This window comes from Nocardia sp. NPDC004722 (genome assembly GCF_053601505.1).
Genome location: NZ_JBSGBY010000076.1, coordinates 1 through 20107, shown reverse-complemented (window position 1 = coordinate 20107; position 20107 = coordinate 1). Strand labels below are relative to the sequence as shown.

The 20107-nt window shown below is 68.8% G+C and carries 18 protein-coding genes; 10 read left to right on the top strand and 8 right to left on the bottom strand.

Annotated elements, in window-relative coordinates; genetic code table 11:
- The 3 genes from ACWELQ_RS10840 to ACWELQ_RS10830 form a co-directional block, all read right to left on the bottom strand.
- Positions 1–2326: 5-oxoprolinase/urea amidolyase family protein (locus ACWELQ_RS10840; protein ID WP_452396824.1), on the bottom strand; the 2326-nt coding region annotated here is incomplete at its 3' end.
- Between the two features lie 3 nt (positions 2327–2329).
- Positions 2330–2986: a GntR family transcriptional regulator gene (locus ACWELQ_RS10835; protein ID WP_452396825.1), complete on the bottom strand. Its 657-nt coding sequence runs from the start codon at positions 2984–2986 to the stop codon at positions 2330–2332.
- A 153-nt stretch (positions 2987–3139) separates the two neighbouring features.
- Complete coding sequence (locus ACWELQ_RS10830) at positions 3140–3766, bottom strand: TetR/AcrR family transcriptional regulator (protein WP_452396823.1); 627 nt, start codon at positions 3764–3766, stop codon at positions 3140–3142.
- A 60-nt stretch (positions 3767–3826) separates the two neighbouring features.
- Between ACWELQ_RS10830 and ACWELQ_RS10825 the strand changes: the two genes are divergently transcribed.
- Positions 3827–4984: a glycosyltransferase gene (locus ACWELQ_RS10825; RefSeq protein ID WP_452396822.1), complete on the top strand. Its 1158-nt coding sequence runs from the start codon at positions 3827–3829 to the stop codon at positions 4982–4984.
- Between the two features lie 73 nt (positions 4985–5057).
- A complete protein-coding gene (locus ACWELQ_RS10820) occupies positions 5058–5627 on the top strand; it encodes a hypothetical protein (RefSeq protein WP_452396821.1) in 570 nt (189 codons plus the stop codon).
- 16 nt (positions 5628–5643) lie between these two features.
- On the opposite strand, the gene ACWELQ_RS10815 is transcribed toward ACWELQ_RS10820, so the two are convergent.
- A complete protein-coding gene (locus tag ACWELQ_RS10815) occupies positions 5644–6468 on the bottom strand; it encodes a class I SAM-dependent methyltransferase (RefSeq protein ID WP_452396820.1) in 825 nt (274 codons plus the stop codon).
- A gap of 84 nt (positions 6469–6552) precedes the next feature.
- On the opposite strand from ACWELQ_RS10815, the gene ACWELQ_RS10810 reads away from it, so the two are divergent.
- Complete coding sequence (locus tag ACWELQ_RS10810) at positions 6553–6975, top strand: helix-turn-helix domain-containing protein (RefSeq protein ID WP_452396819.1); 423 nt, start codon at positions 6553–6555, stop codon at positions 6973–6975.
- 33 nt (positions 6976–7008) lie between these two features.
- Here ACWELQ_RS10810 and ACWELQ_RS10805 read toward each other — a convergent pair whose 3' ends face one another.
- Positions 7009–7491 (bottom strand): MarR family winged helix-turn-helix transcriptional regulator, encoded by a 483-nt coding sequence (locus ACWELQ_RS10805; RefSeq protein ID WP_452396818.1) that lies wholly within the window; start codon positions 7489–7491, stop codon positions 7009–7011.
- 102 nt (positions 7492–7593) lie between these two features.
- On the opposite strand from ACWELQ_RS10805, the gene ACWELQ_RS10800 reads away from it, so the two are divergent.
- The 6 genes from ACWELQ_RS10800 (at position 7594) to ACWELQ_RS10775 (ending at position 14726) form a co-directional block, all read left to right on the top strand.
- On the top strand, positions 7594–8232 hold the full coding sequence (locus ACWELQ_RS10800; protein WP_452396817.1) for a DUF4386 domain-containing protein: 639 nt from the start codon (positions 7594–7596) through the stop codon (positions 8230–8232).
- 39 nt (positions 8233–8271) lie between these two features.
- Positions 8272–9036, top strand: coding sequence for an SDR family NAD(P)-dependent oxidoreductase (locus ACWELQ_RS10795; RefSeq protein ID WP_452396816.1), 765 nt, complete (start codon positions 8272–8274; stop codon positions 9034–9036).
- Positions 9037–9125: 89 nt separating this feature from the next.
- Positions 9126–9998: an RNA polymerase sigma factor SigI gene (gene sigI, locus ACWELQ_RS10790; RefSeq protein ID WP_452396815.1), complete on the top strand. Its 873-nt coding sequence runs from the start codon at positions 9126–9128 to the stop codon at positions 9996–9998.
- 31 nt (positions 9999–10029) lie between these two features.
- A complete protein-coding gene (locus tag ACWELQ_RS10785) occupies positions 10030–12087 on the top strand; it encodes an AMP-binding protein (protein ID WP_452396814.1) in 2058 nt (685 codons plus the stop codon).
- Between the two features lie 61 nt (positions 12088–12148).
- Positions 12149–13684, top strand: coding sequence for a bifunctional 3-(3-hydroxy-phenyl)propionate/3-hydroxycinnamic acid hydroxylase MhpA (mhpA, locus tag ACWELQ_RS10780; RefSeq protein WP_452396813.1), 1536 nt, complete (start codon positions 12149–12151; stop codon positions 13682–13684).
- A gap of 31 nt (positions 13685–13715) precedes the next feature.
- The gene (locus ACWELQ_RS10775; protein ID WP_452396812.1) at positions 13716–14726 is read left to right on the top strand and encodes an amidohydrolase family protein; all 1011 of its coding nucleotides are present in this window, start codon (positions 13716–13718) and stop codon (positions 14724–14726) included.
- Between the two features lie 186 nt (positions 14727–14912).
- Here ACWELQ_RS10775 and ACWELQ_RS10770 read toward each other — a convergent pair whose 3' ends face one another.
- Together ACWELQ_RS10770 and ACWELQ_RS10765 are read right to left on the bottom strand one after the other, a co-directional pair.
- Positions 14913–15428, bottom strand: a complete 516-nt coding sequence (locus tag ACWELQ_RS10770; RefSeq protein ID WP_452396811.1) for an ester cyclase — start codon at positions 15426–15428, stop codon at positions 14913–14915.
- Positions 15429–15453: 25 nt separating this feature from the next.
- A complete protein-coding gene (locus tag ACWELQ_RS10765; protein ID WP_452396810.1) occupies positions 15454–16155 on the bottom strand; it encodes an alpha/beta fold hydrolase in 702 nt (233 codons plus the stop codon).
- A gap of 117 nt (positions 16156–16272) precedes the next feature.
- Between ACWELQ_RS10765 and ACWELQ_RS10760 the strand changes: the two genes are divergently transcribed.
- Positions 16273–19098: an AAA family ATPase gene (locus tag ACWELQ_RS10760; RefSeq protein WP_452396809.1), complete on the top strand. Its 2826-nt coding sequence runs from the start codon at positions 16273–16275 to the stop codon at positions 19096–19098.
- Positions 19099–19127: 29 nt separating this feature from the next.
- Here ACWELQ_RS10760 and ACWELQ_RS10755 read toward each other — a convergent pair.
- Positions 19128–20107, bottom strand: a 980-nt coding sequence (locus ACWELQ_RS10755) for a response regulator transcription factor (protein ID WP_452396808.1), incomplete at its 5' end; no start/stop codon positions are given.

Here is a 20107-nt window from a genome sequence, read left to right as displayed (position 1 = left end):
CGGGAAGCAGCGCGCACGCCCGCGTGGCCGGGGCGCGGCGCAGGGCCGTGGCGGTGTCGTCGCCGACGGGCAGGAAGCGCAATCCGTCACCGGGACGCAGCTGGCCGAGTTTCCAGCGATGCGCCGACACCACCGTCAGCGGGCAGGCGAACCCGCCCAGGCTGGGGCCGTCGGGGCCGAGCAGGATCGGGGTGTCACCGGAGACGTTCAAAGCGCCGACGCTGTAAGGGTTGTCGTGCAGGTTGGACGGATGCAGTCCGGCGTCACCGCCGTCGGGCCGCGACCACTCCGGCTTGGGACCCTCGAGCCGGATCCCGGTCCGGTTCGCGTGACTGCCCACCCGCCAGGTGTGCGCGTAGAACTGGGCCAGATCGGCGTCGGTGAAATAGGCCGGGGCGGTCTGGGGCCCCTCGCCCACGGCGAGCTGCCAGTCGTGGGTGAACAGCGGCCGATACGCGGGCGGCACGGCCGCCGCCGGGCGCAGCGCATGGGTGTCCGGCGGCGCGACCGCCAGCACGTCCCCGTCGATGACCGCGCCGCCGGTCACCCCGCCGAACCCGCCGAGCGCGAACGTGCTCGAACTGCCGTGGTAGAGCGGGGCATCGAGGCCGCCGCGGACCGCGAGGTAGGTGCGCAGGCCCGCGTCCGACGGGGCGCCGATATCGAGCACCGCGCCCGCGCCCACCGTGATGGGTTCCCACATCGGCACGGGCGCGTCGTCGAGGGTGACCACGGTGGGAGCGCCGGTCACGCACACCACGGTCGGGCCGGAGAACCGCAGTCTCGGACCCTGGAGCGTGCACTCCAGACCCGGTGCGCCGGAGGGATTTCCGACCGCGGTGTTGGCGAGGGTGAACGACAGGTCGTCCATCGGGCCCGAGGGCGGAATTCCGACGTCCCACAGGCCGATTCGGCCCGGATGGTCCTGCACGGTGGTCATGGTGCCCGCCCGCAGCACGTCGATGCGGCGGCTGGCCCAGTCGATCTCGGCGAGACTGCTCGTGACGTGCCCGGCCGTGCGCACCACCGGCGCGGCCACAGCGGCCCGCAGCTGCGGCAGGTTGGTCTGCACCCCGTACACGCGGGTGGCCGCGAGCGACTCCGACAGCCGGTCGAAGGCCGCCTCGCGATCGTCCCCGTGCGTGATGACCTTGGCCAGCAGCGGGTCGTAGAACGGGCTCACCTCGGTGCCGGTACTCACCCAGGTGTCCACCCGCGCGGTCTCGGGAAACGCTGCGTGCGTGATCAATCCGGCGCTGGGCCGGTAGTCGTTGCCGGGATCCTCGGCGTACACCCGCGCCTCGACCGCCCAGCCCCGGATCTCCGGGCCGTCCTCGGCGAGGCCGTCCAGCATCGTGGTGTCACCACCGGCCAGCCGCAGCATCCACGCCACCAGATCCACCCCGGTGACCGCCTCGGTGACCGGATGTTCCACCTGCAGACGGGTATTCATCTCCAGGAACGACGCCGTGCCCCGCTCGGTGTCGTAGACGAACTCGACCGTCCCCGCCGAGCGATAATCCACCGAGCGCGCCAGATCCCGTGCGCTGCTCAGCAATCGGTCAACGATCGCGTCGGGCAGGTCCGGCGCGGGGGCTTCCTCGAGGACCTTCTGATTGCGCCGCTGCAGCGAGCAGTCGCGGGTGCCCAGGCTCACCACCCGCCCGTGGCCGTCGCCGAAGACCTGCACCTCCACGTGCCGCGCGCGGGTCACGAACCGTTCCAGGAACACGCCCGCCGACGCGAAATTCGACGTGGCCAGCCGTTGCACCCGGTCGTAGGCGACGCGGACCTCGTCGGCGGAACCGCACGCCTGCATGCCGATTCCGCCGCCGCCACCGACGGCCTTGAGCATGACCGGGTAGCCGATGCGCTCGGCCTCGGCGACGGCGTGTTCGACCGAATCGAGAATGCCGTTGCCGGGGATGAGCGGCACGCCGACCGCCCGCGCGGCCTCGCGGGCGGTGTGCTTGTCGCCGAATACGCGCAGCTGCTCGGGCGTCGGGCCGACGAACCGCAGTCCCGCCGCCGCGACCGCGGTCGCGAAATCGGCATTCTCGGAGAGGAATCCGTATCCGGGGTGGATGGCGCCCGCGCCGCAGGCCAGGGCCGCCTCGAGCACTCGGTCGGCGCGCAGGTACGACCGCGCCGCCGGTCCCGGCCCCACGGCGACCGCGGCGTCGGCCATCCGGACGTGCGGTGCGCCGAGGTCGGCCTCGGAGTACACCGCGACCGTCTTGAGCCCCAATGCTTTCGCGCTGCGCATGATGCGGCAGGCGATCTCACCCCGGTTGGCGATCAACAGGGTGTCGAAGTCCGAGCTCACCGGTTACTCCTGCACGTCGGCGAGGGTCATCGCGATCATGGCGCGCGTGACGCGATCCACGACCACGTCCAGCGATTCGCCGATATGGCGGCGCAGCAGGTCGTGGGCGAGCCGAAGATCGTGCGCCAGGACGGCATCCAGGATCGCGAGGTGCTCGGCGATGGTCACCTCGATCCGGTTGTTGACCATGAAGTCGAACATGCGCACGTGCCGGATGCGGGCGTTGACCGCCACCAGGGCGCGCACCAGTTCCCGATTGCCGGACGCGGTCAGCAGCGCGACGTGGAACTGCTCGTCCACCACCACGAAGCCCGGCTCCTGCGCGGGCGGATCGACCCGCAGCGCCAGCCAGCGCTCCCGTTCCCGCCGCAGCGCGTCCAGGTCGTGGCGAACCGCCGGATTATCGATCGCGCGCTGAATGCCGCCCAGCTCGAGGGTGATTCGCAGCTCGTACAGGTCGCGCACCAGCGGGATGCTGGGCCGCACCGGCGTGAAGCCGACCTCGTCGCGTTGCAGCAGGCCGTCGGACCACAGCATGGCCAGCGCCTCCCGCGCCGGTGTGCGTGAAATGCCGAAGCGGGCCGAGACTTTCGGCTCGGTCAGCCGCTGCCCGAACTTGATCCGCCCGTTCATGAGCTCGTCGCGCAACGCGGAATACACCACGTCCCGCAGGTGACCACTCACGCCCTCGGCACGGTCGCCATGCGATTCGGCCTGTGTATCCACTGGGGTCGACATGCCGGTATACGGTATGAAGCGGCCATTTCCCTTGTGTCACTGCACGTTACCGTCAGGTAAGAGGGAACTCACCGCTCAGGTTAGCAGGGCCCCGACGAGTGTCTCGGTGATGAACTGCTCTGTCTCCGCACCGGTCCAGCCCCGGTCGATCAGCAGTGAGCGGTAGACGTCGTAGGTGGTCAGCGCGTACATCATGTCGGCGGCGCGCTCCGGGGTGAGGCCCGGTTTGAGCGCGCCCTTGGCGGCGAGGTGCGGGGTGATGTGGCGGGGTCCGTCGTAACGGCCCTGTTCGGCGGCGGTCAGGAAGGCGCTCACCTCGGCATCGACCGCGGCGGTCACCCGCATGACGTCGAGCAGCCCCAGATAGCGCTCGGAGACCGTGCGCATATGCGCCGCGTACAGCGCCAACTGCCGTGCGGGATCGGGTTCGGCGAACAGTTCGCGCACCCACGCGCGCTCCGGCGGCGGGGTCGCGGCCTCCTCGTCGGGACCGGCGACCAGCACGGCCGCGGTCTCGGCGAGCACGCCGACCTTGGTGCCGAATGCCTGGTAAATGGTCTGCACATGCACCCCGGCGGCATCCGCGATCGCCTGCAGAGTGGTTGCGGCATAGCCGCGTTCGGCGAACAGCAGGGCAGCGGCCTCGGCGATGCGACGACGCGTCGCCAGCCTCCGGCCGCCGCCGCGGGAAGCGGTTGACATGCTCACCAGCATAACTATAGTTCACTATATAGTTCGCTATACCAAGGGAGGGTTGGTGGCATGCGCATTCTCATCGCGACAACGCCCATGGAAGGGGTGTTCGCACCGGTGGCCCCGCTGGCCGCGGCGCTACAGACATCGGGGCATCAGGTACTGATCGCCACGGCCCGGCAGCTCACCGGCCGGGTGCGCCTGGCCGGACTGCCCGCGGCCGAGGCCGGGCCGGACGCGCCGGACGCCGCGGCCGAGGCGGTGACGCTGCCGGAATTCGCGGCCGGAAACCAGCCCTGGCGGATCGGGGCCGTCATGTTCGCGAAGGTCATGGCCCCGCGAAAACTGGCCGATCTCACCGTGATCGCCGAGCGCTTCGGCCCGGACCTGGTGCTGCACGCACCCGTCGATCTGGCCGCGCCGATCCTCGCGGCCCGGCTCGGCATCCCGTCGATCACCTACGGCACCGGCCTCATGCTCGAGCCCGAACTGGTCGCGGCCATGGCCGAATGGGTGGCGCCGCTGTGGCATTCGGCGGGTCTCGACGCCGACGAGCACGCCGGGCTGTACCGGCACGGCTATCTGGATCCGGTCCCGGCGAGCCTGCAGCCCGATCTCGGTGTGGCGCAGGCGATCACGCGGCCGATTCGCCCGGCCGTCTCGGGCCGGGCCACGGATGAGCTGCCGGAATCGCTGCGCCGCCTCGGGAGTCGGCCGGTGGTGTACGTCTCGCTGGGGACCGTGCCGATCTTCAACCAGCCTGCGGCGTTCGGCCCGCTGCTGACCGGACTGGCGGATGCGGACGTGGACGTCGTGGTGACGGTCGGCACCGACACCGACCCGGCCGCGCTCGGCCCGGTTCCGTCCAATGCTGTTGTCACACAGTGGCTCTCACTGTCCGCAGTGCTCCCCCGATGTGATGCCGTGCTGTGCCACGCCGGGGCGGGCACCACGCTCGCGGCGCTGTCGTACGGACTACCCCTGGTGCTCACGCCACGCGGCGCCGACCAGTTCCCGACGGCCGCGGCCTGCCGGGCGGCAGGCGTGGCCGAGGTCTTGACCCCGGATTCGATCGCCCCGGACACCGTGCGCGCCGCCGTCCACACCGTGCTGACCGACGCGTCGTATGGGAATGCCGCCGTCCGTCTGCGCACCGAGATCGTCACCCGCCCGTCCCCGGAGTCCGCCGCGCGATCCCTGCTCGACGGATTCGCCGTCGGGGCCTGACCGCGGGGACGAATATCAAGCGCGTTCACGCCGTATGCTGCTCGATATCGGGGGAGTTCGAGGGAGGATCGACGTGACGAGCGAACAATTTCCGGCGTATCCGGGGCCGTACAACTATGAGCCGTTCGGAGCCGGGGCGGGATATCCCGGCGGGCCCGTCCCGGGTCGGCCGCGTCGGCCCCAAACCGTCACCTATGCCTTCTATCTCATGCTCGCCGGTGCCGTACTGACGGTCGTCAGCGTGCTGTACGGCCTGACGCAGCTGTCGCACGTGCGGGAGCAGGCGCACGAGGCGTCGCACGGCAATCTGACCGACAGCCAGATCGACATGATCGTCACGGTCACCCTTGTCACCACGATGGTGTTCTCGGCGATCTCGATCGGCCTGTGGATCTGGATGGCGTTCATGAATCGCGCGGGCCGCAACTGGGCCCGCGTCACCGGCACCGTGTTCTTCGGCCTGTACACGCTGAGCATGCTGTTCACGCTGTTCAGCGCGAACGCCACCGCGGGGTCGATCGTGCTCAGTGTCGTGACCTGGCTGGTGGCGCTCGCCGCCGTGATCCTGTTGTGGATCAAACAGTCCAGCGCGTATTTCCGCCCCGCGCCGGTGCCCGTCTACCCGCCCTACCCCCACGGCTGAAATCCAGGCTGCCGGGCTAGGCGCGGGCGGTGAGCAGCCAGCAGGCCGCGGTGAAGACCGCTTCGGAGTCGCGGAAGTAGGGGGCGAAGGCGGGGAGGATGGTCTCGATGACCTTGGCGCGGGTGGGGGCGTCGGCGTCGGCGAGGGCCAGGCCGACGGGTCCGAGGCGGGAGATGTAGGGCGTCAGGTCCGATTCGGGCATGGTGCACTCGACATCGATCGGGGTGAGGGCGACGTCCGTCCAGCCGCTCGCGGTGAGGATCGCGGTGGTGTGCTCGGGATCGGCGAGGCCGAATTGGCCGGGGGCATCGGGGATTCGGGCGGGCAGGTCGAGCAGGGCAGCGGCCGCTCGTTCGGCGGTGGTGAAGAAGGGGTTCTCCTCGGGGGTGCGCCAGACGAGGCAGGCGAGGCTGCCGCCCGGGCGGGCCGCGCGGCGCAGATTGGTGAAGGCGGCCACGGGGTCGGGGAAGAACATCACGCCGAAACGCGACATGATCAGGTCGTGGGTCGCGGCGAAGGGGTGGGTCTGGGCGTCGGCCTCGATGAAAACGACCGGCAGAGCGTCGATTTCGGGGTCGGCGAGGGCGGCGGTGATCATCGGTTCGGAGATGTCGATGCCGGTGCAGCGGGCGTCCAGCGCGCGGGCCACCGCGAAAGTGGTGCTGCCGGTGCCGCATCCGACATCGAGCACGGTGTGGGCGTCGACGGCACGGGCCGCGGTCACCAGGACGTCCTCGAAGGGCCGCAGGATTCGGGTGACGATGTCCTGGAGGTCGACCCAGGCATTGCCGGAGGCGCCGTTCCAGCGGGCGGACTGTTCGTTGTCGAGTGGTGTCGTCATGACGCTGTCCTCGGTCGATGGGACGGGCGGAGAGCTACACTTTCTCAATTCAAGCCGACTTGAGGTCAAGGGGCGAATGCCGCCATGAGCAGTCTGGATATCGCCGAGGTCGTGCGCCGATCCGGTGTTCCCGCCTCGACTTTGCGCTACTACGAGGAACGCGGCCTGATCTCCTCGACCGGGCGGCGCGGGCTGCGCAGGCAGTTCGACGAATCCGTGCTCGAGCAATTGGCCCTCATCGCGCTCGGCCGCACCGCCGGATTCGCGCTCGACGACATCGTGCGCCTGTTCGGGCCGCAGGGTGAACTCCAGGTCGATCGCGGACTGCTGCGCGGCAAGGCCGACGAATTGGACCGCACCATCAAGGAATTGAGCGCGGTGCGCGACGGCCTGCGGCATGCCGCCGCGTGCCCGGCCGCGAATCACGCGGAATGCCCGAGCTTCCAGCACCTGTTGCGCGAGGTCATGGCGGGGCGGATCGCCGCCCTCGATGCCCTGATCCCTTGACCGTGCCCCTGATTCTCTGACGTTCCCCGTCGGTCACACCGTCTTGTAGCCCGGGTGCACGCCCGGCATCAAACCTTGGTCGGCGGCGACGCGGACCAGCAGGTCCGAGAGCTGCTGGTGTTCCTCCGGTGTCAGTGACCGGCACAGGTGCGCCTCGGCTTCGCGTGCGACAGCGCCCAATTGGCCGAGCATGGTCCGGCCCTCGGGGGTCAGGTACAGCGCGTGCTGCCGCCGATCCTCGGGATTGCGTTTGCGCTCGATGAGCCCGCGCTCCTCGAGCTTGTCGGCGAATTGCACGAACCTGCTGGGCGGCATGCCCAGTTCGTCGGCGAGCTCGCGCTGGCTGCGGCCGGGCTGGGCGATGAGCAGCCGCAGCAGTCCGGCTTGGGCGGGGGTCAGGTCGAGGGCGGCGGTGCGCTCGGCGAATCGGTTGGCGGCATAGGCGCCGACCTGCGCCAACAGGAACCCGACGGCGGTCAGGGCGCGCTGCGGCGCGAACTCGTCTTTCCCATCCATGGGCCAATGGTAGCAGCGGTTAAATAATAGACCGTTGACAATCGTTACAGATTGTAATCATTATTTAGGAAGTACGGTTCACCCGAGATTGAGGAACCCGAGATGAGCGCCACCGCCACTCGCACCACCCCCGCCACCCGCACCGACCTCACCGTTCTGGTCCCCGCCGCCGCGTTCGCGGCGCTCACCATCGCCTACGTCGCCGCCAATGCGCGCACCCCGCACCCGGATGCCAGCGGCACCGATGTCCTCGCCTACACGACCGCGCACACCGGGCTCATCGACACCGGCGCGCTGCTGCTGATGCTGTCCGCCGCACCGCTGGTGATCCTCACCGGACTGATCCAGCGGCTGCTGAGCGGGCCGTCGATCCTCACCATCGGCGGCGCGCTCGCCGCGGGCGGACTCACCTTCAGCGCCTTGTTCACCTGGACCGGCGCGCGGTTGACCGGTTCCGCCGCACCGGATCTGGCGCGGGCCGTCGCCGACCTGGGCTATATGTCCGGCGGACCGGCCTTCGCCGCCGGGTTCGGACTGTTGGCCGTCGGCATCGTGATTCCCGCACTGCGGCAACGGAAGCTGCCGGTCTGGCTGGTCGGGATCGGGCTCGCCATCGCCGCGGTGGCCGCGCTGTCCACGCTGGCGCTGGTCGCCTCCGGATTCGGGTACCTGCTGCCGGTGGTGCGCTTCGGCGGGCTGCTGTGGCTGGTCACGGTCGCCGTCTTCCTCTCCCGTCGCTGAATTCACCGCTCGCCCAATCGCATCGAAAGGTTCACCGCCATGCTCAGCACCTACTCCGACCTCGAAGGCAAGACCGCCGTACTCACCGGGGGCTCCCGCGGCATCGGAGCCGAGACCGCCCGACTGCTCGCCGCCCAGGGGGTGCGGGTGTGCCTCGTCGGCCGCGACAAGCAGGCGCTCGACACCGTAGTCACCGAGATCGGTGCCGCCGGAGGCACCGCCCTCGGCGCGGTCGCCGACGTCACCTCTTCCGCCGCGCTCGCCGATGTCGCGGCCCTCGTGGCGAACGAGTTCGGCCGGGTCGACATCCTGGGCGCGTTCGCGGGCGGAATGGGTTATCCCACACCGGCTTCCGAGCTCTCCGAACAGTTCTGGCGGCGGGTGCTGGATTCGGATCTGACCTCGGCCTTCCTGACCGTGCAGGCCTTCCTGCCGATGATGCTGGCGCAGGGCTCGGGCAGCATCATCGCCATGGCGTCGTCGGCGGGCCGGCAGCCCAGCCAGGCGAATCTCGCCTACGGCGTGGCCAAGGCGGGCGTCGTCATGATGACCCGGCATCTCGCCACCGAGCTCGGCCCGCAGGGGATCCGGGTGAACGCCATCGCGCCGTCCTCGATCCTGACCGAGAAGCTCGCCACCAATATGCCCGAGGCCGTGCAGCAGCAGGTCGCGGCCGCGCATCCGCTGCGGCGGCTGGGCACGACCGACGATGTCGCGCAGACCGCGCTGTTCCTGGCCTCGGACGCGTCGGGGTATCTGAGCGGTATCACCATCGATGTCGCGGGCGGGCGGATCACCAACTGAGGATGCGGGATCCGAGTGGCGGTGGCTCGCACGGGCCACCGCCACTCGGCGTCGGTAACTTTCGGCGCGCCCATCCCGTCATACCTGTCATGAGCACCGAGGACCGGACACAGCCGGAGGACCGCTTCGCCGCGGCTTGGCGGCGGCAGCGCGCGTACGTGGTGGACCTGGCCTTCCGGCTGCTCGGCGATATCGGGGCCGCCGAGGACGCCGCGCAGGAGGCGTTCACCCGGCTGGCTCGCACCCGGCCCGGCGAGGTCGCCGACGAACGCGCCTGGCTGACCGTGGTGACCAGCCGGATCTGCCTGGACGAATTGCGCAGCGCGCGTTCACGACGCGAGCGGGCCGACGACCCGGAACGGCTGGAGTCCGCCGCCCCCGTCGCCACCGCGCTGCCCGTCGACCCGGTCGACCGCATCACCCTCGACGAGGAGGTGCAGCTGGCCCTGTATCGGATGTTGCAGCGGCTCGGGCCCGCCGAGCGGGTGGTGTTGATCCTGCACGATGTGTTCGCGATGCCGTTCGAGCTGGTGGCCGACACGGTCGGGCGGCCGGTCGGGACCTGTCGGCAGCTGGCCAGGCGGGCCCGGATCAAGATGACGGAGGCGCGGCGGCCCGACGGCCCGGTGGCCCCGGCCGAACACCGCGCGGTCACCGAACGATTCATCGCCGCCTGTGCCGGTGGGGATTTGGCGGAACTACTGGTGGTGTTGGATCCCGAGGTCTGGGGTCTGGCCACCTTCCGGCCCGATTCACCGATCGTCGCGCCGATCAGCCGGGGACCGGAGGTGGTGGCCGCCAATATGATCGCCTTCTTCGGGCCGGGCACCACCCTGGTCACGCATTCGGCGTTCGGGCGGCCCGCGCTGCTCGCCTTCCGCGACCGGGAACTGTTCGGGGTGCTGGTGCTGACGGTGTCGGAGGATCGGATCGTGAGCATCGAGGCGACGGTCGATCGGTAACTTTCCGGGCGGGCGTCTCGTCCTTGATGGCATGACACACAAAACAATTCGTGCCCGATACGGAAAACTCGCGCTCGCGGCGGTGTTCGGTGCGGCGCTGGCGTGGGGCGCTCCGGCCGCGCACGCGGACGATGCGGCGCAGTATCTGGGCACGTGGAACTACGACCAGCCACAGCGTTCGGACATGACGAATGTCGCCACCGCGGGGAAGTTCGGGCTCGAGCCGCTGACCTATCCGCAGGTCGGCACGGTGGTGTTCGCCCGCGGAGCCGACGGCGACATCACCGGCCACACCGATCAGGGCTGTACCTGGCACTTCCGGATCAACGGTGACGGACTGGATCTGACCAGCACCGATCAATACTGCTTCAACCACGTCATCGACTCGGGCTACAACATCTACTACTGGCATGTGACCGTGCGCGACGGGCACGAGCAGGAATTCATCCGAGCCAACAGCTATCTCCCGTACGGCACTTTCGATTTCACGCTGGCCAACGGGAAGCGCACCCGCGAGGACGCCGCCGGACCCGGTGACGCGGCGCGGCTGTTCAGTGGTTCCTGGGCCTACGATCCGGTCAACCCGGTGTACATGAACAATCTCACCTCGCCGGGCTATCAGGTGAAATCCGGTGTGGTGCGGATCGATTCGGGCGGCGGCAGCCAGTTGGTCGCGCACACCGACGACGGGTGCGCGTGGACGCTGGACGGCACAGCGGCCTCGCAGCCGCCGCCGGCCCTGCCCGGCATCGACGGACTACGGATCGGCTACCTCGATACCCTTGCCGCCGAATCGGATTCGAGCCGTTTTCGCGGAGAGCCGCCGACGGCCTCGGATCTGGCGGCGCTGTTCCACACCGGCGGCACGACGGGTGTGCCGAAGCTGGCGGCGCATCGCCATTCCGGTGAGGTGTCCAATGCGTGGATGATCGCCGCCAACTCGCTGCTCGACGAGGGCTCGGTGGTCTTCGCCGCGCTGCCGCTGTTCCATGTCAACGCGCTGGTCGTCACCCTGCTCGCGCCGCTGTTCCGCGGTCAGCCGGTGGTGTGGGCCGGTCCGCTCGGATACCGGGACTTCACGCTCTATGCGGAGTTCTGGAATATCGTGGCGCACTACCGGATTGCCACGATGAGCGCGGTGCCGACGGCGTACGCGGTGCTGGCCCAGTGCCCGATCGACACCGACATCTCGAGCCTGCGCTACGCGATGGTCGGCGCGTCCCCGCTGCCGCTCGCGGTCCGCGAGAACTTCCAACTGCACACCGGGGTCATGCTGGTGGAGGGATACGGCCTCACCGAGGCGACGTGCGCCACCGCGCGCAGCTTCCCGGACGCGCCCCGGCCCGGCGCGGTCGGGCAGCGCATGCCCTATCAGCGGGTCGCGGTCGTCCGCACGGCCGAAGACGGCGTATGGGAGATGCTGCCCGCCGGGGAGACCGGCATCCTGGTCATCAGCGGCCCAACGGTTTTCGCCGGATACGTCACCGGCCGCGACGAACACGGTCACCGCCTCGATGGACTCGGAACGCTGGTCGACGGCTGGCTGAGCACCGGCGACCTGGCCCATATCGACGAGGAGGGATTCATCCATCTGCACGGTCGCGCAAAGGATCTCATCATTCGTGGCGGCCACAATATCGATCCCGCGAGCATCGAGGACGCGCTGCTGAGCCACCCGCAGGTCAGCGCGGCCGGAGCGGTGGGCCGCCCGGATGCGCACGCCGGAGAGATCCCGGTCGCCTACGTCGCCCTCACCGCGGGCGCCGAGGTCACCGAGGACGAGTTGGTGGCGTGGGCCGCTGAACGGGTGCACGAGCGCGCCGCCGCCCCCAAGACAGTCACCATCCTCGACGCGCTGCCCGTCACCGATGTCGGAAAGCCCTACAAGCTGGGCCTGCGCGCCGATGCCACGCGCCGCGAACTCGTCGACGCGTTCGCGGACACCACCGGCGTTGCCGAAATCGCCGCCGTGGTCGAGGACGGCGCGATCATCGCCACCGTCGTAGTGGACCCCGAGACCGGCCCGGCCGCGGCCGAAGCGATCCTGGGCCGCTACGCGATCGACGCGAGAATCGAGGTGCGGCAATGAAAACCGTGCTGAAGGCGCTCGGCGGCGTGCGGGACGAGGCCACGTCGACCGGTGGATCCCGATGACGTCGCCGACTGTTCCGGTGGTGATCGTCGGGGCGGGCCCGTCCGGGCTCACCGCGGCTACGCTGCTCGCCCAGTACGGCATCGAATCGCTGGTGCTCGAGCGGTGGGAGGGTGTCTACCCGCAGCCGCGCGCGGTCCATCTCGACGGTGAGATCCGGCGGATCGTGGAACGTCTCGGCATCGGCGCGGGGTTCGACGCGATCAGCCGGCCCGCGCTGGGGTTGCGCCTGGTGGATCCGCGGCATCGGGTGTTGGCACAATTCGACCGTGATCCGGCCGGGGCTCGCAACGGATTCCCCGAAGCCAACCTGTTCGATCAGCCGGAGCTGGAGGCGCTGTTGCGCGCCAATCTGGCGTCGCATCCGGCCGTCTCGCTGCGGGGCGGTGTGGAAGTCACCGGGCTGTCAGTCGAGAAAGACTGTGTCCGAGTCGATTTCGAAGACCGCGCGATCGGTGAGTCCGAATCCGTGCGCGCCCGCTACGTGCTGGGTTGCGACGGCGCGAACAGCCTGGTGCGCACCGCGATCAGCGCGCGCATGCGGGACCTGCGCTTCGAGCAACGCTGGCTGGTCGTCGACCTCGCGACCCGGCTCGATCCCGGGCACTGGGGAGGCGTGCATCAGGTGTGCGACCCGCGTCGAGCCGCGACGTACATGCGCATCGGCACGACGCGGCACCGGTGGGAATTCCGTTTGCGGCCAGGCGAATCTGCCGACGACCACCGTGATCTCGACCGCCTGTGGCCGCTGGTGACCCCGTGGCTGGCCGACTCCGACCGCGAGGACTTCGAGCTGGTCCGGGTGGCGGAGTACACCTTCCGCGCGCAACTGGCCGACCGATGGCGTGCCGGGCGGATATTCCTGCTCGGCGACGCCGCCCACCTCACCCCGCCGTTCATCGGGCAGGGCATGGGCGCGGGCATGCGCGATGCCGCCAACCTGAGCTGGAAGCTGGCCGGGGTGCTGCGCGGCGAGCTGCCGGAATCGATACTCGACACCTACGAGACCGAGCGGAAACCGCACGCGCACATGATGATCCGGCTGGCCAAACTCATGGGCCTGACCATGACGCAGGGCGGCGAACTGGGCAATCGGCTGCGCGGCCTGCTCGCTCCGCGACTGCACCGGCTGCCCGGGCTGACCGAGACGATCCTCAGCGGAGAGTCACCACCGCTGCACCGCTCCGCACTGGTGACCGCGCCGCCGCTGCGGCGGGGGCTGGCCGGACGGCTGGTCCCCAACGACCGGCTGCCCGACGGGCGTCGGGTCGACGACCTCATCGCCGGTCGCTACGCGGTAATCACGACATCCGCCCCCTCACCGCTGGACGCGACGACCATCGAACAGCGCAACGGTGTGCTGCTGCGTGCCATGCCGGGCACCGCGCTGCACCGCTGGCTCCGCGGCGGCCGCGCCGCCGCCGTGCTCGTCCGCCCGGACGGCACCGTTCAAACCTGCGGGCGAACGCTGTCGGACCTGTCCTCGTCACTGCCGAGTTTCGCGCCGAGCACGCGTCCGGCGCAGACCGCCTGACCACCCCCACTGTCGCAGAGGAGTTCTCCGAGTGTCGGAAACCGTCACGTCAGGCTCGGCCTCACCACTACCCGGCGCTATCGATGTGCACGCGCACTTCCTCACGCCCCGCCTGCGCGAGGCGCTCATGGCCGCCGGGCACGCTCAACCCGACGGGATGCCGGCGCTCCCCGAGTGGAGTGCCACCGCAGCGCTCGAATCGATGGATCGCACGGGCGTCGAAGTCGCGCTGCTATCGGTGTCCTCCCCGGGCGTCTTGATGCGAGACCAGCAGGAAACCCGGGACCTCGCACGGACCGTGAACGAAGAAGGCGCACAACTGGTCCGCGATCACCCGACCCGTTTCGGACTACTGGCCTCGGTGCCGTTGCCCGACGTCGACGCGGCGATCGCCGAGGTCACTCACGCCTTCGACCAACTGGCCGCCGACGGCGTCGCCCTCGAAACCAACTACGGCGGTACGTATCTCGGCGATCCGGTCTTCGCCCCGTTACTCGCGGAACTGGATCGCCGCCACGCCGTCGTCCACCTGCACCCCACCTCACCGGCCTGCTGGCAGCACACCAGCCTCGGCCGCCCCCGGCCCATGATCGAATTCCTCTTCGACACCACCCGCACCGTCGCGCAACTGATCCTCGACCGCGTCACCGAGCGCTACCCGAACATTCGGTTCATCGTGCCGCACACCGGCGCCGCACTACCGGTCCTGGCCGACCGCATCGCCGGTTTCGCCGTGCTCGACTCGCCGACATCACCCGTGGACGTCCTCGCCGCACTGGGTCGAATGCATTACGACGTAGCCGGATTCGCGCTGCCCCGAGCCTTACCCGCCCTGCTGCAACTCGTCGGTCCCGACCGCCTGCTCTACGGCAGCGACTACCCCTTCACCCCCGACTGGGCGGTGCGGGGCCTGGCCGAGGCACTCGCCTCGACCACGGCATTGAATCCCGCCGAACGCCGACTCATGCTCCGCGACAACGCTTCGGCGCTGTTCCCCCGGTTACGCTCCGCGCACCTGACCGAACCGGAACCCGCATCATGAACATGGATGATGGACGCCCCGTGGCGAGTCCCTGGCGTACCTGCGACGGTCGAGTCCTTCCTCGTCATCTCCCGAGAAGCTCTGCATGGTCGGCGGTCGGGTACCGGGTGATCGGCGGTGCCTTCGGAAGGGTGCGGATCGGCGCAGCTCGTTGCTCTTCCGCCTCGATGAGTTGGCCCGCGCGCACTAAGGTGCGGGACGTGTGGTTACCAGACCGGCCTGGCTGAGGAAGGTCAGGTTGTCTTCGAGGTGCCAATCCTCGACGATCCGATCCGGTCCGACTTTCTGGATGTCGAAGGCAATGAAGTCGATCGGTTCGCCTTGGCCTCGAATTCCGTTGTAGATGCCGGTGAAATGTCCGCGGAAGTGGAGTCGGACCGCGAGTTTGTCGCCTGCGACGATCAGGTCCGCCAGCTCGCAGGTCAGGTCTGGGACGGCTGCGCGGAAGGCCGTCGACGCGGTGCGCGGGCCGTCGATGCCCTGTGGGCGGCCGGGCGGCAGGGTGTTGTCGGTGAAGGTCGGTTCGACGGCTTCGTCGAGCCAATGGGTCGCTCCGGTGTGCCAGAAGGTGTAGAGCGTTTGGGCGATGCGTACCAGGTGTCTGGCGCGTTCGGGTTCGAGTCCGCCGTCGACGGTCAGAGATCCTGGGCGCACGAGCTCCGGGCGCGGGTCGAGCAGGTCGGTCAATGCAGGCGTGGTCATTCGAATTCCTTGTGTCTCAGGTGTTTCAGTGGTTTCGAAGGGCGAGTTCGTCGAGTGCGGCGGTCAGCACGGCCGGGGCCGACCAGAATGGTGAGTGGCCGGTGTTGATCTGTCGGTGATCGGCGTCGAACAGCTGCTTCGCGCGGTCGGCGTTCCATTGGCCATCCACGGCGCGGTCGGCCCGGCAGGACAGGTAGGTGACGGGGGTCTTGGTTGTCGGCACAGCTGGGCACGGCTGTTGGTAGATCAACGAGGAGTCGGGGCGTAGCTGCGCGACGGCTGCGTCAGCGTCCGCGTCGGCGCAATCGTGGTAGAACAGCGCCGCAGCGTCGGCGGGCTCCCACCATGACCGCCCGAACTGGTCGAACTGCAACTGTGGGAATAGTTGTCGCATGGGTTCGGCGTACGGCTGTTGACCGCTGTCGGCCCACGTCGCACCTGGTTCGGGCACCATCGCCGCGAGTAGCACGAGCGAGGTGACCGCAGGTTCTGCGATCAGTGCGGGCGCGAGCAGTCCACTCATCGAATGCAGCACCAGGACGAGGTCGGACCGTCCCGAGAGCGCGTCGCGGACCGCGGTGAAATACTCCTCAGCTCCCGCACCGATCGTGTCGGAGGGCAGTTGTGGTGTGACAGTGAGGTGTCCGCGGGCCTCGAGCTGTGCGCGGGTTCGCTCCCAGCACCAGGGACCGTGCCACGCACCGTGGACGAGGACGAATGTCGCCACGTGCCATCTCCTTCGTAGATCGAATCGTGTTCGCCTACTACGGTCGTCGGTGCGGGCAGCGATTACCTGAGTCATTCGAAGCAGCGAATCCGCGCGGAATCGACGATCATTAACTGCGTGGTGGGCGTGGCAGAGGATTCACCGGTGAGTGGCTCCGGATCAGGTGACAGGAGCGATAGGTCCGAAGGGGCACTGGTAGGCCGAGGGCGGGAAGTGGCTGTGCTCGACGGGTTCGTCGAGAACGTCGCGGGCGGGACGGCTGGATCGATTGTGGTGATCGGCGAGGCGGGGATGGGCAAGACGGCCCTGCTGGCATACGCCGAGCGGGCGGCAGTACGTCATCGGATACGTGTTCTGCATGCGTCGGGTGCGGAGTTCGAGGCGGCGGTGGGTTTCGCGGTGCTGCAGCAGTTGCTGCTACCGGTGCTCGATGGCGGGACCGCACCGGCGGAGCCGCATCGATCGACTCTGGCAGTGGCCTTGGGGTTCGAAGCCGGTGCGGAACAAGGGCTTACGCGCGTGCGCGACGCGGTCGTCGCGGTCATGAGGCAACTGCGCCGCACGTCTCCGGTAATGCTGGTGATCGACGATCTGCACTGGGTCGATTCGAGCACACTGGCGATTCTCGCCGCGCTGCTCGACGCCGAGATCGGTATCGGATTCGTGGGTGCCACGCGCCCGGACCCGAGTGTCGCCCGGTACTTCCCGAGGCCGGACTTCGGAGGAACGATACCGAGCTCAGCTCTCACACTGGGCGCGTTGGACACGCACTCGGCGCAGGCGCTGATCACTGCGCGTTTTCCGGACCTGGCGATCGGTGTGCGTGATCGACTGGCCGATGCCGCGCAGGGAAATCCTTTGGCACTGCTGGAACTTCCCCGGTCCTTGAGCGCCGACCAGCGCCAGGCCGCCGAACCACTGCCCGATACGCTGCCGATCTCCGATCGGCTACGACGCATCTTCGCGGCACGAATTGGCGTATTGCCCATCGACACTCGCAAATTGCTCCTGGCGACGGCGCTGGACCCAGCGGTGGAGATCGCTACCCTGGATGAGGCGTTCGGTGACCGTCCAGCGAGCGAGATCGCTTCGCCTGCGATCGATATCGGAATTGTCAGCGCCCGCGGTCAGCAGCTTGTTTTCGCACATCCGCTGGTCGGTGCGGCAGTGGTGGATCTGGCCTCTCCGGAGGAGCGCGCCAATGCCCATCGCTTATTGGGACAGATATTGCGTGACGACCGAGGCGATTTCGAGCGTCGAGCCTGGCATCTGGCCTGTTCGGTGTCGGGTCTGGACAACGGCGTCGCCTCCCTGCTGGAGCGCGCCGCGACCATCGTCCGCGGCCGTGGCGACGGCCCCGCGGCGATGAGGCTGCTGCGACGTGCTGCCGATCTCAGCGAAGAGACCACCGAGCGAATCCGGCGATTGTCGCTGGCCGCTCACATCGGTGCGGCTGGCGACGTCACGGGCGCGATGCGGTTGATCGACGAAATCGCGGCGTTGGAACCGGATTTGAACACCTCGCTGACCACCGTCGTCGCGATCGCCAGCGTCATCCTCGAGGGGGAGGCCGATGTGGACAGGGCACACCGCTTGCTCACCATGGCTATCGCCGCCTACCCGCGCAACACCGACCCTCGTGACGGCGTCCTGCTCGAAGCGGTGGGTGTCCTGCGGTGGGCGTGTCAGCTCGGGGGCAGAGTCGAGCTGTGGCGCGGCTACTACACCGTGTTGGGGCGTTTGGATCCCGCGCCACCGCCGCTGCTCGCCTTGGCTGCCGAGACTTCCGATGATCCCGCCCGAGCGACCGCGACTGCGCTGCGGAGGGTCGACGAGCTGGTCGCAGGGCTCGTGGTTGGTGGTGCGCCGGCGCACACCGTGGGTGTCATGGAAATCGCCTTTGTCTTCGACCGGCTGGAGGTAGGTCGCGCGGCGCTCGAGGAGATGGTGGTCCGGGCCCGTGAGTCCGGCGCCAACCGCGCCGGGGCCAGCGCGTTGCTGATGATCGGTGGCCACGACTTCATGTGCGGACGCTGGGACGCCTCACTCGCGGCTGTCGCGCAGGTTCGTCACTTCGGTGCTCTCGGCGGACACGACCTTCCGGGGTGGTCGGGTGACTACCTGACCGCGCTCGTGGCAGCCGGTCGCGGAGACTTCGACCAGGCGACAGCGCTGGCAGATGCGATGGTGCGCTGGGCTATGCCGCGCCGCGCGAACGCCATCGTGACCTTCGCTCATTTCGTCGAGACACTCGTCGCGATCGGCCGGGGCGATTTCGAGGGCGCGTTCCAGCATGCCAATGCCATCAGCCCGGCCGGGGAATTCAGCCCGCACATCTTCATCGCGCTCGATGTGATCCTGGATCTGGTCGAATCCGCCGTACACACACAGCGACTCGAGGCCGCTCGCGCACATGTGCGGGCTGTGGTCGGGTACCGGCTCGCCGAGCTCTCCCCTCGCCTGGCGGCGGTCAGCCTCGCCGTGCAGGCGCTGGTAGCCGAACCATCCGAGGCGACAACGCTGTTCGAGCGGGCACTGGCGGATCCGATTGCGGCGCAGTGGCCGTTGGATCACGGTCGAATCCTGCTGTTGTACGGCACGCATCTGCGTCGACACAATGCCGTTGCCGCCTCGCGCGCACCCCTGCGTCGAGCGATGGGAATCTTCGAGGAACTGGGAGCGTCGTCGTGGGTGGTACGGGCGCAGGAGGAGCTTTCGGCCACCAACGCGACACGTCTCTCGACGAGCAGTGAAGAGGCAGCCGGTCGCCTGACACCGCAGGAACGACGGATCGCCGAACTGGCCGCGACGGGGCTGTCCAACAAGCGAATCGCCGAACGGCTCGACCTCTCACCCCGGACGGTGGGAAATCACCTGTATCAGGTGTATGCGAAGTTGTCGGTAGCCAATCGTGCCGGGTTGCGCGATGCCCTGGGCGCATAGATCGCCGCGCCGGGTAGCACTGTAAGCGTTCAGATTTCGACGAATTTCGCGGGCAGGACATCACGCAGTGCCGCTCGGGAGCCGATGCCCAGCTTGGCGTAGATTCGTGAGAGTTGCCCGCCCACCGTGTGCGTCGACAGACGCAGCTCCGCGCCGATCTCGCGATTCGTGCGGCCCCTCGCGGCCAGCTCCGCGACCCGGCGCTCCATGGCGCTCAGGTCCGACCCGGTGGGCACCCGCTCCACCACATCACCGAGCCGACGCAGCGCGTCAGCGGTCCGGGCAGCCCAGGGAGTGGCGACAAGCTGGCGGAATGTCGCTGCGGCAAGCCGATATTGGCTACGGGAGGCTTCGTAGTCCCCGGCTTCGCGCAGCCGAAGTCCATAGGCCAAGCGAACCCTTGCCAGGTCGAACGGCCACCGATCGGCCTGCGGCATCCTCGTCGCATGCTCGAATGCCACGCGCCAATCGGTGCCGTCCTCGGCCGTCATCGCGTGCGCTGCGGCACGGTAGAACAAGGTTCGGGCGCTGGGGGCGAGCTCCGGCGACTCGACCGCCCGCCTGACGCATTCCCTCGCATGGATGTCGCCCGAACCCGCTGCCGCCTCGGCGAAGTCGAGGATGACGCGGGGGTCGTATCGGATCGGCGCGCCATATCCGTCCGGGTCCGTGATCGCGTTCAGATGGGCGTATGCGGTGACCGTGTCTCCGGTGCTCGACGCGATGATGGCTCGGCAGTGCAGCACCCGCCACTCGTGCCCGTGCGCGTCGACTTCCCGGCACCACCGCGCCAGTCGCCCGGCGTGTGTGCGAGCCAGGGCCGCGTCGCCGCGGTGAGCGGCGATCACCGCCGAGGTGTACAACAGCCACGGCTCGCACAGCGTTCGGCAGCCCAACAGCCGACCACGCCGCAGCCCGTCGGCACAGAGGAGGTTGGCCGAATCCCAATCTCCCGCATTGAGACTGTCCGCGGCGAGGATGTGCGCCGCATAGATCGCCGAGACACGGT